Below are 15057 nucleotides of genomic sequence, written 5' to 3' on the forward strand. Positions count from 1 at the left end.
GATGGCCGCGCCGCTCGTCGAGCTTCGGGGTATCGCCAAGACCTACGGCCGAGGCGAGGCCGCCGTGCATGCGCTGACGGACACCGACCTGCAGGTCTATCCGGGGCAGGTGGTCGGGCTGCTCGGCCCCAGCGGATCGGGCAAGACGACGCTGCTGAACCTGATCGGCTGCATCGTCGAACCGACGCGCGGCCGCCTGGATCTCGACGGCGAGACGGTCTACGACGGCCGCTGGCTTCGATCCGACCTGCGCCGGCTGCGGTTGGAGAAGATCGGCTTCATCTTCCAGTTCCACAACCTGCTGCCGTTCCTGACCGCCGAGGAGAATGTCGCGGTCGCGCTCGACCTTGCCGGCGTTCCCGGCGCCGAGGCGCGGCGCCGCGCGCGGGCCTTGCTGGACTATCTGGAGGTGGGGCACCGCAGCGCAACGCTGCCGTCGCGGCTGTCGGGCGGCGAGGCGCAGCGAGTCGCCATCGCCCGCGCGCTCGCCAATCGTCCGCGCATCATCCTGGCCGACGAGCCGACGGCGGCCCTGGATTCCGGGCGCGCCGCCATGGTGATGGACCTGCTGCGCCGGCTCGCCATCGAGCAGCAGGCGGCGATCCTGGTCGTCACGCACGACGAGACGATCTTCGGCCGCTTCGACGGCACGGTGACGTTGCGCGACGGGCGGGTCGTCCCCAACGGGTGAAAGTATGCAGCACGGTCCACGCCCGCAGGATCGCTGCCGCCGCATGCGGCATTCCGTTCCCCGCCGGGCCGGCCTGAAGCCTTTTCGGCACAAGCGTGGCCGTACCGCACAAATTTTGCTGCAAGCCCGACAAAGTCTGGAATAAAGGATGCGCGGCGCGCGTTCGCACCCATATGCATCGGGTCCCCATTTCGGCCGCAGGGTCGAGTGAGCCGGCCCGGCCCTGGAGTTGCGGCGCCCTCGTCGTCCCGTCCGGCCTCTCGCTGGAAGGGGGAGTCCATGGCGTGAGCCTTGGCGTTACCGGTAAGGAACGGGTGCGCGGTTGAGCAAATTCGGGGTCGATCTGGAAGTCCACATCGCGTCCTTGCGGCGCTACGCGCGTGCGTTGCTGCGCAACGGTGCGGATGCGGAGGATCTGGTGCAGGAGGCGCTGACGCGCGCGGTGGCGCGCGCCGACAGCTTCCAGGCGGGGACGAACCTGCGGGCATGGCTTTTCACCATCCTGCACAACGTCCACGTCAATCAGGTCCGTTCCAAGGCCGCCCGGCCGCAGGAGGTCGACGTCGCCGACGTCGAATCGAAGCTGGTCAGTCCGGCCCGGCAGGAAGAGCGTGTCGAGCTGCGCGAGATGATGCGCGCGGTCGACGAGTTGCCGGAGGAACAGCGCAAGGTGCTGCTTCTGGTGGCGCTGGAGGGCCTGAAATATGACGAGGTCGCCGACATGCTCGGCGTACCGATCGGGACCGTCATGTCGCGCCTTTCACGGGCGCGCGAGGCGGTGCGGGCGAAACTGGCGAACGAGGGTGGCGTCACCCTCCGGCGGGTGAAGTGATGAACGCGCATCAAGCGACTGGACGGGTCACGGAGGACGAACTCCACGCCTATGTGGATGGCCAGCTGGACGGCAACCGCCGTCTGGCGGTGGAGCGATGGCTTGCCGAGGATCCGGAGGCGGCGCGCCGGGCGGAGGATTACCGCGCCCAGGGGCTGCTGCTGCACGAGATGTTCGACTCCGTCCTGCGCGAACCGCCGAGCGACACGGTTCAGGAGCTGTCCGACCGGCTGAAGGGTCGCATCGCCTTCAACGACAACCGTCCGGCCTGGCATGCCCGCCCGCTGGTGCGGTTCGCCGCCGCGGTGATGCTGGTGGTCGCCGGTGCGGCCGGCGGCTGGATGGGCCGTGGCGCCGACCAGCAGGCCGCCGCTCCCGTCGCCCAGCAGCGCCAGACGCTGGCCACCTTCGCCCAGGAGGCGACGCAGGCGCACCGCTTCTACACCTCCGACGAACGGTTCCAGGTGGAGCTTGGCGCCGACAATCAGGACGAGTTGAACGGCTGGCTGTCCAAGCGGATGGGCCGCGACGTGTTCGGTCCGGACCTTGGCCGCGTCGGCTACCGGCTGATCGGCGGCCGGTCGCTGCCGACCGATCTCGGTGCCGGCGCCCAGTACATGTACGCCAACGACGGCAACAAGCGGATCACCCTGTTCGTCGGGGCCCCCCAAAGCGGGAACCAGTCCAACTTCAGCTTCACCCAGAACGGCGACGTCGCGACGTTCTATTGGGTCGAGGGTCCGCTGGCCTACGCGCTGGCCGGCCGCCTGTCGAAGGAGGAACTGCTTGAGATCGCCAAGGCGGTCTATCAGGACGTGAAGGCCGGCCCGCCGCGCCGCGAGCCGCCGCCGGAACAGCAGCCCCAGCAGCAACAGCCGCAACCGCAGCAGGAACAGCCGGCCGGCGTGCAGCCGATCAGCGACACGCACAAGGCCAAGGAGAGCTGAGGGAGTGGATGGGGGGAGCCGATGGCTCCCCTCAGCGTTTCAGCAGCAGAATTTCCTTCAGCCAGTCGCGCACCTCGCGGCAGACCGCCTCCGACGCCTCGTCCAGGGCGTGGCCGGTGCCGGGAACCAGGACCAGCTTCTTCGGTTCGCGCGCTTTGCGGTGGACGTGGATGGAGCAGCTGGGCGGCAGGATCTCGTCCGCCTCGCCGTGGATCAGCAGGATGGGGCAGGACAGGTCGCCGACCGGGTCGGTGCCGTAGCCCTGGGTCGCCAGCGTCACCACCGTGCAGACGGCACCGCGGTTCGACACCGCCGCCTGGATGACCACCGCCCCGCCGAAGGAATGGCCGACCAGCGCCACATGGTGGATGCCCTGGCGGCCAAGGAAACTCAGCCCGCACAGCAGGTCGTACACCGCCTCCTCCAGGTCGCGCGGATCGCGGAAGCGCAGGCGCAGCGAGGCGATGCCGTCGGCGGTCAGGTCGGCGGCCAGCCGGGGATAGAGCCCGCGCGCCGGCGTGTCGAAGCCGCCGCCGACCCCGCCGACCCACAGCGCCGCCAGATCCCCGCCCGGCACCGGGTAATAGCGGCCCTCGACCGGGCCACGATCGGTTTCCAGCGTCACAGGCTGAAAGCCTTCGGCGTCGGCGATGCCCATGGTGGCGTCCAGAAGCGGCACGGCCATTCTCCCTTCCGATCTTTGCTGCTGCAGATGGTAACAGCGGGAACGCCCCGCGGTTGCCGCATACCGGGGCGGGCGAGGCAACGAAGCCGCAACCCGGCTGTTCTCTGTCGACAGGCATTGGACATTCGGGAAAGGAGCGGCAATGGCGTCGAACAGTTTGACCGGAGACGGTCGCTGGCCGCGGACGGACTCGCTCGGCTCGGGCTTGAGCCGGATCGGCGACCGGCTTGGATCGGGCGGGGCCGCGACCGGCGGCCGCTGGCTTGCCATGATGGGCGGCACCGCGCTCGGTGTGATGGGGTTGCGGCGGTCGGGTTGGGGCGGGGCGATGCTGGCGCTGGGCGGCGCCGGACTGTTCGCCGTCGGCGCGCTTGGGTTGCGGCCTTTCGGCGAGCGGTCCCTGCATGCCGCACCGACCTCAGCCTCCTGGCGCAGCGTCCCGTCCTCCCGCCGGCGGTCGCTGACGCCGGAGCGCACGCAGGCCGTCGTCACCATCGCGTCCGACCCTGGCGCCGTCTTCCGCTTCTGGCGCAATTTCGCCAATCTGCCGAAGCTGATGCCGCAGCTGGAGCGGGTCGATGTGCTGTCGGCCACCGAAAGCCGCTGGATCGCCAAACCTTTCTCGGGCGGCGAGGGGCCGAGCTGGCGCTGCGTGCTCGACCGCGTCGACGAGGACCGGTTGCTGACCTGGCACACGGTGGGCGAGACGGCGCTGCCGCACCGCGCCTCGCTGATGCTGAGCCCGGCGCCGGGCGACCGCGGGACGGAGGTGCGGCTGACGCTGGTCTACCGCGTTCCGGCGACCGAGGTGGCGGCGCTTCTGGGCGTGACGCCGGAAGGGCAGGCGGAAGAGGCGCTGCGCCGGCTGAAACAGCGGGTTGAGACCGGCGAGCTGTCGACGATCGACCGGCAGCCGCGCGGAAACGGCTCCGGCACTTTCCGGGAGGCGACGGAATGAAGGCGCTCTGCTGGAACGGAACCAACGACCTGCGGGTGGAGCGGGTGCCCGACCCGGTGCTGGTCAATCCGCATGACGTGATCGTCAAGGTGGCGCTGTCGTCGGTCTGCGGATCGGACCTGCATCTGATCGACGGCTATGTGCCGACCATGCGGCCCGGCGACATCATCGGCCACGAATTCCTCGGCGAGATCGTGGAGAAGGGGCCGGAGGTCCGCTATCTCAACCGCGGCGACCGGGTCATCACCGTGTCGATCATCGGCTGCGGTCATTGCGGGCATTGCCAACACGGCGAAAGCTCGCTGTGCGACAACTCCAACCCGAACCCGGACTACGCCCGCACCGCCTACGGCCATTGCGGCGCCGGCATCTTCGGCTACAGCCACGCCTTCGGCGGCTATGCCGGCAGCCATGCCGAATACATCCGGGTGCCCTACGCCGACTTCAACGCCTTCCGCGTGCCGGAGGGGGTCAGCGACGAGAAGGCGGTCTTCGTGTCGGACGCGGTGCCGACCGGCTACATGGCCGCCGACATGGCCGGGATCAAGCCGGGCGACGTTGTGGCGGTGTGGGGCTGCGGCGGCGTCGGCCAGATGGCGATCCGCAGCGCCTATCTGCTGGGGGCGGAGCGGGTGATCGGCATCGACCGCTTTCCCGACCGGCTGCGCTCCGCCCAGATGAAGGTCGGGGCGGAGACGCTGGACTACAGCCGCGTCGACGTCTTCGATGCGCTGCAGGCGATGACCGGCGGGCGCGGTCCCGACGTCTGCATCGACGCCGTCGGCATGGAGGCCGACAGCGCGTCGAACGCGGTGGAGGATTTGTACGACCGCGCCAAGCAGGCGGTGGGGCTGCAGACCGACCGGCCGGCGGTGCTGCGCCAGATGATCGAGAGCTGCCGCAAGGGCGGCACCCTGTCGATCGTCGGCGTCTATGGCGGGGTGATCGACAAGTTCCCGATGGGGGCGGCGATGAACAAGGCCCTGACCTTCCGCATGGGCCAGCAGAACGGCCAGCGCTATGCCGAGCGCCTGTTCGAGCACATCCGCAACGGCGACCTCGACCCCTCCTATCTGATGACGCACCGGCTGCCGCTGGACGACGGCCCGCAGGCCTACCGCATGTTCAAGGAGAAGGCCGACGACTGCCTGCGCGTCGTCTTCGCCCCGCAAGGATAGAGTGAGAAGGGAGAGCCGCATGGAACTGGTCTACGCCTATCCCGCCGAACGCGGCCGGGGTGTGGAGGCCGAGATCGTCGGCAGCCTGCGCGACCGCTTCGGCCATGTCGTGCAGCGGGGACGGGAGGAGCGCGACGCCGAGCGCGGCGACCGGTCCGACGTGGTGGTGACGCTGGAGGTCACCGACGACAAGGTCGAAGCGGCGCTGACCGCGCTGCGCGCCCACCCGCTGGTGATCGACGCGGCGGCGCGGAGCTTCGGGGAGCGGGTGTGATGAGGGGCCGGGTGGGGCATCCAAAGCCGATGCTCCACCCCGAAATCCTTAGCCGCTGAAACAATTTTCAGCCCGCCCGCGACCACGCCGCCCCGCTCCTGTTGACCATACCCGCGAGGCAAGTCCGCATCACTCATTCGGGGGCCAGCTGCCGTGAAGATGTCCGCCGCCGCACCGCCTGTCGAGCAGGCGCAGGCCACCGTGAAACGCCGCTGGCCCATCGGTGTGGAGTTGCTGCCCGGCGGCGTCCATGCGCGGGTCTGGGCGCCGAAGGCCGGACGGGTCGAGCTTGTGGCCGAACCGGACGGGCAGGCGACGGCGCTGGAGCGCGAGGGCAACGGCTATTTCTCCGGCGCCGTGCCGGGGCTGGAGGCCGGCGGTCTCTACCGTTTCCGGCTGGACGGCGGCGACATGCTCTATCCCGACCCGATGTCGCGCTTCCAGCCCGAGGGGCCGCATGGGCCTTCCCAACTGGTCGACCCGCACCGCTTCGCCTGGACCGACCAGGACTGGCGAGGCCGCGCGATCCGGGGCCAGGTGATCTACGAGATGCACATCGGCACCTTCACACAGGAAGGGACCTGGGATGCCGCGCTGCGGGAGCTGCCGGCGTTGGCCGATCTCGGCGTGACGGTGCTGGAGGTGATGCCGGTGTCGGAGTTTCCCGGCCGCTTCGGCTGGGGTTACGACGGGGTGAACCTGTTCGCGCCGACGCGGCTCTACGGCGATCCCAGCGCCATGCGGCGCTTCGTCGACGGGGCGCACCGGCTGGGGCTCGCCGTCATTCTCGACGTCGTCTACAACCACTTCGGCCCGGACGGCAATTACCTGAAATGCTTCGCCGACGATTACTTCACCGACCGCTACAGGAACGAGTGGGGCGAGCCGATCAACTTCGACGGCGCCAACGCGGAGCCGGTGCGGGAGTTCTTCCTGTGCAACGCCGCCTTCTGGATCGAGGAATATCATCTGGACGGGCTGCGGTTGGACGCCACCCAGTCGATCCATGATTCCAGCCAGGAAAAAGGTGAACCGCACATCCTGACCGAGATCTCCCGCGCCGTGCGCAAGGCAGCCGGCGGGCGCGCCGCCATCCTGGTGGGGGAGAACGAGCCGCAGCACGCCAGCATGGTGAAGCCGGCCGACGAGGGCGGCTGCGGCCTGTGCGCCATCTGGAACGATGACCTGCACCATTCGGCGATGGTGGCGCTGACCGGCCGCAACGAGGCCTATTACACCGACTATCGCGGCACGCCGCAGGAGTTCGTGTCGGCGATGAAGCACGGCTTCCTCTATCAGGGGCAGTGGTATCGCTGGCAGGGCCAGCGGCGCGGCATGCCGGCCTTCGCCATGCCGCGACCGGCCTTCGTCAATTTCCTGCAGAACCACGACCAGATCGCCAACTCCGCCCGCGGCCTGCGGCTGCATGCGCTGACCACGCCGGGGTTGCTGCGGGCGATGACGGCGCTGATCCTGCTGGGACCCGGCACGCCGATGCTGTTCCAGGGGCAGGAGTTCGCCGCCAGCGCCCCCTTCCTCTATTTCGCCGACCACAAGCCCGACCTCGCCGCGCTGGTCGAGGCGGGCAGGGCGGAGTTCCTGGCGCAGTTCCCCAGCATCGCCGAGCCGGCGATGCGGACCGGGCTGCCCAAGCCGCAGGCGGAGGACAGCTTCACCCGCTGCAAGCTCGACCACCGGGAACGCGAAGCCAACGCCGCGGTCTGGACAATGCACCGCGACCTGCTGCGCCTGCGCCGGGGGGATGCGGTGTTCGCCGCCCAGCGCACCGGCGGGCTGGACGGCGCCGTGCTGGACGACGAGGCCTTTGTCCTCCGCTTCTTCGGGGAGGAGGAGGGCGACGACCGTCTGGTCCTGGTCAATCTCGGCCGCGACCTCACGCTCCGCGCGCTGGCGGAGCCGCTGCTGGCCCCGCCGCTCGACGGCGCATGGACGGTGCTGTGGTCCAGCGAGGAACCTGCCTATGGCGGCTGCGGCACGGCGGCGGTGGAGCAGCCGGACGGCGCTTGGCGGCTGCCCGGCCACGCGGCGCTGGTTCTGGGGCCTGCGCGCGAATCTCCGACGAAAAGCGCGTCAATAAAAAGCAACGGGTCCGGAGGCAACACAACCCCGGTCATCGTGGTTTCCCAAGGGTCGGAAACCGATAGCTGAGCATAGGTCCATCATGGCTGATTTCGTCCGCACCCTGTCGCGCGAGGTCCTGAACACCGGTCCGAAAGGTGCCGAAACCCGTGAATGGCTGGTCGCCAACGGTCTTGGCGGCTATGCCTCCGGGTCGGTGTCGGGGGCGGTGACGCGGCGCTACCACGGGCTGCTGATCGCGGCGCTGCCGGCCCCGCTCGGCCGCGTGCTGATGCTGAGCCAGCTGAGTGACGTGGTCATCGACGCCGACGGCCGCAGCTATCGCCTCAGCTGCCGCGATACCGGCGGTGATCCGGTAGGCGGGGAGACGGCGGAGGACGGACAGACCGCCGCCCTGCAGGAATTCCGCATGGAGGAAGGGCTGCCGGTCTGGCGTTTCCGCGCCGGCGGGGCGGTGATCGAAAAGCAGGTCGTCCTGCCGCACGGCCAGAACATCGTCCACGTCACCTACCGGGTGATGGAGGCGAAGGCGCCGGTGCAATTGCGCCTGCGGCCGGTGCTGGCCTTCCGCACGCTGGAATCGGCGGTCGATCGGCCCCTGGCCGGCGCCTACCGCATCACCGCGGCGGGGCAGCGCTACGAGGTCTCCGCCGGACCCGACCTGCCGGTGCTGCGCATGGCGATCGAGGGCGGCGATTTCCCGATGACGCTCGACGGCGGCATCCGGCGCGACGTCTATTACCGGGTGGAGGACGAGCGCGGCTATCAGGCGCGCGGCTCGCTGTGGACTCCCGGCTATTTCAGCGGCGAGGTCGGGTCGGGCCAGAGCATCACCTTCGCCGCGGCGACCGAGGACTGGTGGCGGCTGGAGGCGCTGCCGCCGCCGGACGTGCTGGTGTTCGAGACGGAGCGCCGCCGCCGCATCATCCAGAACGCCCATCCCGCCCTGCGCGACGGGGCGATGGCGGAGCTGGTGCTGTCCGCCGACAGCTTCCTGTTCGTGCCGGCCGGCCGCGTCGCCGACCAGATGCGGGCGCGGGCCGAAGGCGACGAGGTGCGGACGGTGATCGCCGGCTATCATTGGTTCACCGACTGGGGCCGCGACACCATGATCGCGCTGGAAGGGCTGACGCTGGCCACCGGGCGCCACCTGGAGGCGGGCTGGATCCTGCACACCTTCGGCCATTACATCCGCGACGGCCTGATCCCCAACATGTTCCCCGACGGCAAGGACCGCGGGCTATATCACACCGCCGACGCGACGCTGTGGTTCTTCCACGCGCTGCACCGCTATCTGGCCGCCACCGGCGACCGCGACACGCTGCGCCTGCTGCTGCCCAAGCTGCGCGAGGTGATCGATTTCCACCGCCGCGGCACCCGGTTCGGCATCGGCGTCGACCCCAAGGACGGGCTGCTGCGCCAGGGGCAGGAGGGCTACCAGCTGACCTGGATGGACGCCAAGGTCGACGACTGGGTGGTGACGCCGCGCCGGGGCAAGGCGGTGGAGATCAACGCGCTGTGGCACAACGCCCTGCGGCTGATGGCCGGCTGGCTGCGCGAGGAGGACGGCGAGACCGCCGCCCGTCCGCTGAGCGAGCTGGCCGATCAGGCCCACGCCTCCTTCAACGCGCGCTTCTGGTGCCCGTCGGCCGGCCACCTGTTCGACGTGGTGGATGGCGAGCATGGCGACGACATCGCCTGCCGGCCCAACCAGATCTTCGCCATCTCGCTCGACCATCCGGTGCTGGAGCGCGAGCGGTGGGAGCCGGTGGTGGAGACGGTGCGCAGCCGCCTGTTGACTCCGGTGGGGCTGCGGTCGCTGGCGCCGGGCTGCCGCGACTACAAGGCGAAGTATTTCGGCGACCTGCGGGCGCGCGACGCCGCCTATCACCAGGGCACCGTCTGGGGCTGGCTGATCGGCCCCTATGTCGATGCGTGGCTGAAGCTGCACCCGGAGGACAAGGCGGGGGCGCGGCGCCTGCTGGAGGGCTTCCTGCCTCATCTGGACGAGGCCGGAATTGGCACCATCAGCGAAATCTTCGACGCCGAGGCGCCCTTCACCCCGCGCGGCTGCATCTCCCAGGCCTGGAGCGTGGCGGAGGTCCTGCGCTGCTGGGCGAAGACGGAGAACTGAGAGCTTTGGCGGTTGCGCAGGCCCTGCCTTTCCGAAGGTCATAGGGCGGTCGATGATGGCCACCCCACCCGCAACGATGGTGGAATGCCCTTGGGAGCAGTTGTCAACAGGGCACAACAGGGTGTGAAATCTACGGGTCAGCCGGAATGTGACAGATTTCGGTTGACACGTGGCCAGGGCTCCCAGAGCCGGAAAACAGGGTTTTCTGTTATAAATCAGGTGCTTGCGCTATTTGCCTGATTTTTGGGCAAACACCGTGGCCCCCTTGAATCGCCTAGCGCGAATCGGGACTGCCCACGGCTTGCCCACACAGTTATCCACAGCCTCTGTGGAGACCGTCGGCTTGGCCGGCGGCCATGCCTTCCGGCGTGCCTGATGGCCGAACCTGTACTTTCGATGCCCATGCTTTGGGCCGGGGCAGGGGTGGGGCTCTGCGCAAGGGGGTAATCGCATTGGATTTTAGCCAGACCGGAGAAAGCATCCTATAGTTCCCGCGTCGGTTCTCTCGGTACCCCGACTGAACCATCGTGAATGCAGCCGTACGGAGTGCGGAAAGACAGCCAGAGCGGAGGTGCCAATGCGGAGCGTTGTGCGGGGCGTCGCCGGCATGCCGTACCCGGCGGGCCGGTCGGGATGGGCGGCGGAGGATGCCGCTGCGGCCGGACCTGTCGGACGCCCGAGGCGCGGCACCCTCGGCCTGCTGCCGGCCGTCGTCGGTCCGCTGCTGGCGGTTTCGGTTTTGGGGGCGCTGATCCTGCATCTTCTGGCCGGCCTGATTGCCCGGCTTCCCGCAACCGATGCGCTGGGCGCCTTGTCGGTCATGGTCGGGATGGCGGTGGTCCTGGTGACCCTGCTGCCCTTCGCGCTGCTGTCCGTCCGGCGGGCGCAACGGGCCTGGGCCGCCATGCAGGAGTCCTTCCGCCGCTGAGGCCGCTTTCCATAGGATTACCCCCGATAAGGATTCCGTTGCCCTACGGGGCGTGCCCGCGTTTAATCGCGGGTGGGGGCGGCATTCGCCCTTCCTCCCGGTGATCCGGGACGGTTTTCCGGGGGCGCGGGATGGGGCTTTTCGATTTCCTGAAGGTTGCGGTTAAGGACAGCAAGGCGGCCAAGCCCGCCGGCCGCATGCCGGTCAGTGTCATCCAGTGCGACGGAAAGAGCTTTCCCATCGTGTCGCTGACGCCGAAGGGCTTCGTCGCCCGCGGTTTCGACGGCTCGCTGATCGTCGGTCAGAACGCCAAGGTGTCGGTGCGCGTCGACGACCCGGCCGGCAAATTCACCTTCAACGCGACCGTTTCGGTGGTCGAGGTCAAGGGTGACACCATCGGCGCCACCTGGACGATCCTGCCGACGGAAGTCGATGCGGTGATCCGCCAATACGCCCAGAACCGCAAGAAGCAGGACGGCAAGGCCGCCCGCTAGGGGAGCAGCCTCCCCCCTTACCGGCGATCCGTTACTGGCGGTCGGTGGGCGTTCCGGCCACCGGCGAGGGCATGCCGGCATTGACGATCTTCGGCAGTGCCAGGACGCGCGCCCGCTCCAGCCATTCGGACAGGGTGACGAACTCGCAGCCCTTGGCCTTCAGTTCCGCGATCACGCGGGGCAGAGCCTGCGCCGTGCTGGGGTAGGTGGAGTGCATCAGGAAGACGTTGCCCGGCATGCCGGCGATCTTGATCTGGCTGACGATCTTGTCGGCGTTGCGCACCTGCCAGTCACGCGTGTCCACCGACCACAGGACGGAGCCCATATGCTCCTCCCGCGCGATGGTCAGCAACTCGTCCGAATAGCGGCCGTAGGGCGGGCGGAACAGCACCGGGTTGGCGCCGAACTCGCGCAGGATGCGGTTGGTCTCCGTGATCTCGTAGCGGGCGCCGGCGGCGTCCATCTTGCGCAGGTCGGAATGGGTCAGGCTGTGGTTGCCGATCTCATGCCCGCCGGCGACGAAGTCGCGGATCAGGTCCCCCTGCCGTTCGGCGATGCGGCCGACCGGGAAATAGGTGGCGCGCACGCCCTCGCGGTTCAGGATGTCCAGAACCTGACGGGTGACCGTGCGGTGCGGCCCGTCGTCGAAGGTCAGGGCGCAGAGGTTCCAGTTCTCCCGCTTCAGCGTCGCCGGCATCACGTCGTAGCGCGAATCCGGCATCACCGAGCGCAGCCGGCCCTTGCGGCGGCTGTGCTGCTCGATGTCCGCCATGGTGCGGGCATCTTCCTCGTTGTAGATCACCAGACCGTCGGCCGGCGGCAGGACGGCGGCGACCGACGGCGGCGGCAGCGGAGCGGCGACGGCGGAGCCGATCGGCGCCAGGACGGACGTGGTCGTCGTCGTCACCGTCTCGCGCTCGACGGCCGGCTGCGGCGGCTTGGCTTCGGGCAGCGGCGGGGCGACGGCCACCGTCACGGCCGGCGGCTTGGCCGCGGGCGACGGCACGAAGGCCGGCTCCGCCGGTGTCGCCGCCTGTACCGGGGCAAGCTCGGGAGCAGGCGCGGTCTTTTCGGGAGCGGCCTTTGCCAGCGTAACCGGCGCCAGGGTGACGGGCGCCGGCGTCGCGGCCGGGGCCGGGCGGTCGACGACGAGGCAGCCGAAGCCGGCGCCGACGATCCGCCGGCACAGCGCCCGCGCGTCGGTGCCCTTGGCGATCTGGGCGTAGAGCGCAACGCCGCCGGCCTCGCTCTTGCCGTCCAGCAGCATGACCGAGGCGGTCATACCGGCCGTCAGGTCGCGCTCGCGCCGCTGCAGGTTCTTCCAGCTCCACCAGGCGTCGCCGTCGCCGGAATAGATGCCCAACTGCAGGACCGGGCCGTCGGCTTGGTTGGCGGCCGGGCCATCGGCCGGGGTGGCGGCCGTGGTCGGGGTCGGCGCCTTCTGCTCGACCTTGGCGGCGGTCTGGCGTTTGGCGGGCGATTCGGCCGCATGGGTGGGTAGGGCGGCGGGCAGGGCGATCGCGCAGGCCAGCAGGGCGGCCTTGAGAAGCACGCCGGGACCGCCGGCCATCAGGAGGCTGGAACTGGGGGATGTGGCGTTCGGCCAGGAAATGCGCAACATATCGGTCCCGTTGCTTGGCCCAGCCATACTCTGCGGACCGCCGGTTGATGGCGGTGCAATATCATCCCGAAGGGGGTAATTCAAACGACAAGCGGCGAAATTGTGGCGGCTTCGCCGCTTTTCGCAGGGGCGTTGCCGTTCGGAAACGGTACCTCGACCGGTCATGCCAAGGGGTGGGCAAAGGCGTGCGAAGAGGCATGCCGGAACCGGCGGGGGAGCGGCGGGGTTCATTAGGGGACGGGCGGATCGCCGGGCGCCGGGACAGGCGCCGCCGGCCGCGCCACTTACCCTTTTGGAAGGTTTACCCGTGAAGGAGACGACTCGTATGGCCGAGGATTTGGAAAGCCGCATCCGTCGGCGCGCGCATGAGATCTGGGAACGCGAAGGCCGCCCGGAAGGCCGCGACGCCGCCCATTGGGAACTGGCCAGCGAGGAGATCGCGATCCAGGACAATTACCGCGACACGCTGAAGCCCAACCCGGCCGGCGGTCCGGAAGCGACCGCGATGCGGACCGAGCCGGTGGAGCCGGTGCTGAGCATCGCCAATCAGGGCGAGCAGCCCGGCCTCGCCGACCAGGGCGACGAGATGGGCATTCCGATGCGCGGCGACCGCGATGTCTGGCCGACGCCGGAGGAGGCGGCCTCCACCGCCGTGCCGCCCAACCGCAGCAAGAAGACCCGCCGCCGGGCGTAGGGCTCTCAGACGGGGGACTTGCCCGCCGTACCGCCCCCCGTGTCGCCCACTGTGCCGTCCGCCGTGCCGCTCCTGCCCTCGGGCATGGCGGCGCGGCCGGTGTCGGCCGGCATCACCGCCGGGGTGGTCGCCGGAACGGTTGCGGGCGAGATGGCCGGAAGCGAACCGGGCGCCGGTTCCGCCGCCGGGGCCGAGGCGCCGACCGGCACGTCGTCCAGGCGGTCGTAGATGTCCGGATGCAGGCGGACGGCGCCGTCGGCCTCGACCGTGGCGATCCAATAGACGAACTGCACCGGCATCGGCGTGGGCAGCTTGACCCACTGCGGCTGCGGCTTGCCCAGCATGCGGTCGATTCGCGCCGGCGTCACGCTGGTTCCCTGCAGCAGCAGCTCCGCCAGCCGGCGCGGATCCTCCAGCCGGACGCAGCCGGAACTGATGGAGCGCAGTTCGCGCGCGAACAGCCGCGGCTCGTTGGTGCCGTGCAGATAGATGTCGTAGGGATTGGTCAGGTTGAAGCGGAACCGGCCGAGCGCATTGTGGTCGCCCGGCTGCTGCACGATGCGGACCCGGCCGGGCGTGACGTCGTGCCAGTCGACCGTTTCCGGCGCCACCTCCTGCCCGTCGAGATAGATGATGGCGTTCTGGATGCCGGGCACGCCCTTGGCCCGCAGCATCGGCAGCTTGTCTTCCTTCAGGATGGTGGGCGGCACGGTCCAGGTCGGGTTGACGATGACGTGGGTGATGCGGTCGGTCAGCAGCGGCGTCTCGCGCGACGGCCGGCCGACGATGGCGCGCATCGTCAGCTCCTCCTCGCCGCCGCGCACCAGCGTGGTGGTCTGGTCGGTCAGGTTCACCACCAGGACATTGTCCGGGGCGGTGTCGCGGAAACCGCGCATCGCGGCGGCGCTCTGCCGCATCAGCGCGGCGGCCTCGGCCGGCGTGCGGTCGAGCGCGGCGCGGGTGCCGGCGCCCACCAGCCCGTCCTGCTTCATCCGCTGGGAGAGCTGGAAGGCCTTGACCGCAAGGTCGATGTCGGCGGTGAAGACGTCCGACGCCTTGTCCGGCGGCAGCAGGCCGAGTTCGACCAGCCGCTGCGACAGCCGGCCGACACGCTCGCCGCTGCTGCCGCGCTTCATCAGGCCGCCTTCGCCGATTCGGGTCGACGGCTGCACCGGGCTGCGGTCCAGCTCCACGGCGGCGGCGTCCAGCCGGTCGGCCCATTGCGTCAGCGTGTCGCGGTAGGGCAGGGCGTCCGCGGGCCCGACGCCGAGCAGCGCCAGCGCCGATGCGGCGGCGAGCGCCAGCATGGCCAGCTTGCGGGGCTTGCGGAGGTCGGCGGATACGGTCATGGCGGATACCCTCTGTCACTGTGGGCCGGCCGCGCATACGAACGAACGCGCCGCCGCCCTTCCGAACAATTTATGCAACGCAATAATGGAAGGCGAGGCGTGCGGCGCGAAATTCCGTCGATCACTCTCCCGGTGTGATCTTCCTGCCGCCGTCCTATGACCTGCCTATGCA

General features: G+C 69.5%; 14 protein-coding genes. 11 read left to right on the forward strand and 3 right to left on the reverse strand.

Going from position 1 to position 15057, the window contains the following annotated elements:
• Position 1: 1 nt before the first annotated feature.
• The 3 genes from B9N97_RS17705 (at position 2) to B9N97_RS17715 (ending at position 2470) form a co-directional block, all read left to right on the forward strand.
• Positions 2-691 (forward strand): ABC transporter ATP-binding protein, encoded by a 690-nt coding sequence (locus B9N97_RS17705; protein WP_085089020.1) that lies wholly within the window; start codon positions 2-4, stop codon positions 689-691.
• A gap of 322 nt (positions 692-1013) precedes the next feature.
• Positions 1014-1523, forward strand: a complete 510-nt coding sequence (locus tag B9N97_RS17710) for a sigma-70 family RNA polymerase sigma factor (RefSeq protein ID WP_085089022.1) — start codon at positions 1014-1016, stop codon at positions 1521-1523.
• Positions 1523-2470, forward strand: coding sequence for an anti-sigma factor family protein (locus tag B9N97_RS17715; RefSeq protein ID WP_085089024.1), 948 nt, complete (start codon positions 1523-1525; stop codon positions 2468-2470). Before B9N97_RS17710 ends, B9N97_RS17715 begins: the two co-directional genes overlap by 1 nt.
• Before the next feature lie 31 nt (positions 2471-2501).
• Here B9N97_RS17715 and B9N97_RS17720 read toward each other — a convergent pair whose 3' ends face one another.
• Positions 2502-3155 (reverse strand): alpha/beta hydrolase, encoded by a 654-nt coding sequence (locus B9N97_RS17720; protein ID WP_244560758.1) that lies wholly within the window; start codon positions 3153-3155, stop codon positions 2502-2504.
• Positions 3156-3297: 142 nt separating this feature from the next.
• Here B9N97_RS17720 and B9N97_RS17725 point away from each other — a divergent pair, with 142 nt between their 5' ends.
• The 7 genes from B9N97_RS17725 to B9N97_RS17755 all read left to right on the forward strand — a co-directional run bounded on the left by B9N97_RS17725 (position 3298) and on the right by B9N97_RS17755 (position 11221).
• Positions 3298-4113, forward strand: a complete 816-nt coding sequence (locus tag B9N97_RS17725) for an SRPBCC family protein (RefSeq protein ID WP_085089026.1) — start codon at positions 3298-3300, stop codon at positions 4111-4113.
• The gene (locus B9N97_RS17730) at positions 4110-5291 is read left to right on the forward strand and encodes a zinc-dependent alcohol dehydrogenase (protein ID WP_085089028.1); all 1182 of its coding nucleotides are present in this window, start codon (positions 4110-4112) and stop codon (positions 5289-5291) included. The genes B9N97_RS17725 and B9N97_RS17730 overlap by 4 nt, the downstream gene beginning before the upstream one ends.
• A 19-nt stretch (positions 5292-5310) precedes the next feature.
• Positions 5311-5565, forward strand: a complete 255-nt coding sequence (locus B9N97_RS17735) for a hypothetical protein (RefSeq protein WP_085089030.1) — start codon at positions 5311-5313, stop codon at positions 5563-5565.
• A 159-nt stretch (positions 5566-5724) separates the two neighbouring features.
• Positions 5725-7734 (forward strand): malto-oligosyltrehalose trehalohydrolase, encoded by a 2010-nt coding sequence (treZ, locus tag B9N97_RS17740; RefSeq protein ID WP_085090639.1) that lies wholly within the window; start codon positions 5725-5727, stop codon positions 7732-7734.
• A gap of 13 nt (positions 7735-7747) precedes the next feature.
• Positions 7748-9799 carry an amylo-alpha-1,6-glucosidase gene (locus B9N97_RS17745; RefSeq protein ID WP_085089032.1) on the forward strand — a complete coding sequence of 684 codons (2052 nt, stop codon included), beginning with the start codon at positions 7748-7750 and terminating at the stop codon, positions 9797-9799.
• 577 nt (positions 9800-10376) lie between these two features.
• Positions 10377-10727 carry a hypothetical protein gene (locus B9N97_RS17750; protein WP_085089034.1) on the forward strand — a complete coding sequence of 117 codons (351 nt, stop codon included), beginning with the start codon at positions 10377-10379 and terminating at the stop codon, positions 10725-10727.
• Between the two features lie 131 nt (positions 10728-10858).
• Positions 10859-11221 carry a hypothetical protein gene (locus tag B9N97_RS17755; protein ID WP_085089036.1) on the forward strand — a complete coding sequence of 121 codons (363 nt, stop codon included), beginning with the start codon at positions 10859-10861 and terminating at the stop codon, positions 11219-11221.
• 31 nt (positions 11222-11252) lie between these two features.
• Here the strand turns inward: B9N97_RS17755 and B9N97_RS17760 are convergent, their stop codons facing one another.
• On the reverse strand, positions 11253-12842 hold the full coding sequence (locus B9N97_RS17760; protein WP_085089038.1) for a polysaccharide deacetylase family protein: 1590 nt from the start codon (positions 12840-12842) through the stop codon (positions 11253-11255).
• Positions 12843-13167: 325 nt separating this feature from the next.
• Between B9N97_RS17760 and B9N97_RS17765 the strand changes: the two genes are divergently transcribed.
• Positions 13168-13536: a DUF2934 domain-containing protein gene (locus tag B9N97_RS17765; protein WP_085089040.1), complete on the forward strand. Its 369-nt coding sequence runs from the start codon at positions 13168-13170 to the stop codon at positions 13534-13536.
• Positions 13537-13541: 5 nt separating this feature from the next.
• On the opposite strand, the gene B9N97_RS17770 is transcribed toward B9N97_RS17765, so the two are convergent.
• The gene (locus tag B9N97_RS17770) at positions 13542-14885 is read right to left on the reverse strand and encodes a L,D-transpeptidase family protein (protein ID WP_085089042.1); all 1344 of its coding nucleotides are present in this window, start codon (positions 14883-14885) and stop codon (positions 13542-13544) included.
• Positions 14886-15057 lie beyond the last annotated feature (172 nt).

Origin of the sequence: Azospirillum oryzae (assembly GCF_900177515.1) — a bacterium.
In the GTDB taxonomy this organism is placed as follows: Bacteria; Pseudomonadota; Alphaproteobacteria; order Azospirillales; family Azospirillaceae; genus Azospirillum; species Azospirillum oryzae_A.

Coding starts and splice junctions, on each gene's coding strand:
- B9N97_RS17705 (WP_085089020.1), top strand. CDS start 2: ATGGCCGCGCCGCTCGTCGAGCTTCGGGGTATCGCCAAGACCTACGGC.
- B9N97_RS17715 (WP_085089024.1), top strand. CDS start 1,523: ATGAACGCGCATCAAGCGACTGGACGGGTCACGGAGGACGAACTCCAC.
- B9N97_RS17735 (WP_085089030.1), top strand. CDS start 5,311: ATGGAACTGGTCTACGCCTATCCCGCCGAACGCGGCCGGGGTGTGGAG.
- treZ (WP_085090639.1), top strand. CDS start 5,725: ATGTCCGCCGCCGCACCGCCTGTCGAGCAGGCGCAGGCCACCGTGAAA.
- B9N97_RS17760 (WP_085089038.1), bottom strand. CDS start 12,842: ATGTTGCGCATTTCCTGGCCGAACGCCACATCCCCCAGTTCCAGCCTC.
- B9N97_RS17750 (WP_085089034.1), top strand. CDS start 10,377: ATGCGGAGCGTTGTGCGGGGCGTCGCCGGCATGCCGTACCCGGCGGGC.
- B9N97_RS17765 (WP_085089040.1), top strand. CDS start 13,168: ATGGCCGAGGATTTGGAAAGCCGCATCCGTCGGCGCGCGCATGAGATC.
- B9N97_RS17745 (WP_085089032.1), top strand. CDS start 7,748: ATGGCTGATTTCGTCCGCACCCTGTCGCGCGAGGTCCTGAACACCGGT.
- B9N97_RS17755 (WP_085089036.1), top strand. CDS start 10,859: ATGGGGCTTTTCGATTTCCTGAAGGTTGCGGTTAAGGACAGCAAGGCG.
- B9N97_RS17720 (WP_244560758.1), bottom strand. CDS start 3,155: ATGGCCGTGCCGCTTCTGGACGCCACCATGGGCATCGCCGACGCCGAA.
- B9N97_RS17725 (WP_085089026.1), top strand. CDS start 3,298: ATGGCGTCGAACAGTTTGACCGGAGACGGTCGCTGGCCGCGGACGGAC.
- B9N97_RS17770 (WP_085089042.1), bottom strand. CDS start 14,885: ATGACCGTATCCGCCGACCTCCGCAAGCCCCGCAAGCTGGCCATGCTG.
- B9N97_RS17730 (WP_085089028.1), top strand. CDS start 4,110: ATGAAGGCGCTCTGCTGGAACGGAACCAACGACCTGCGGGTGGAGCGG.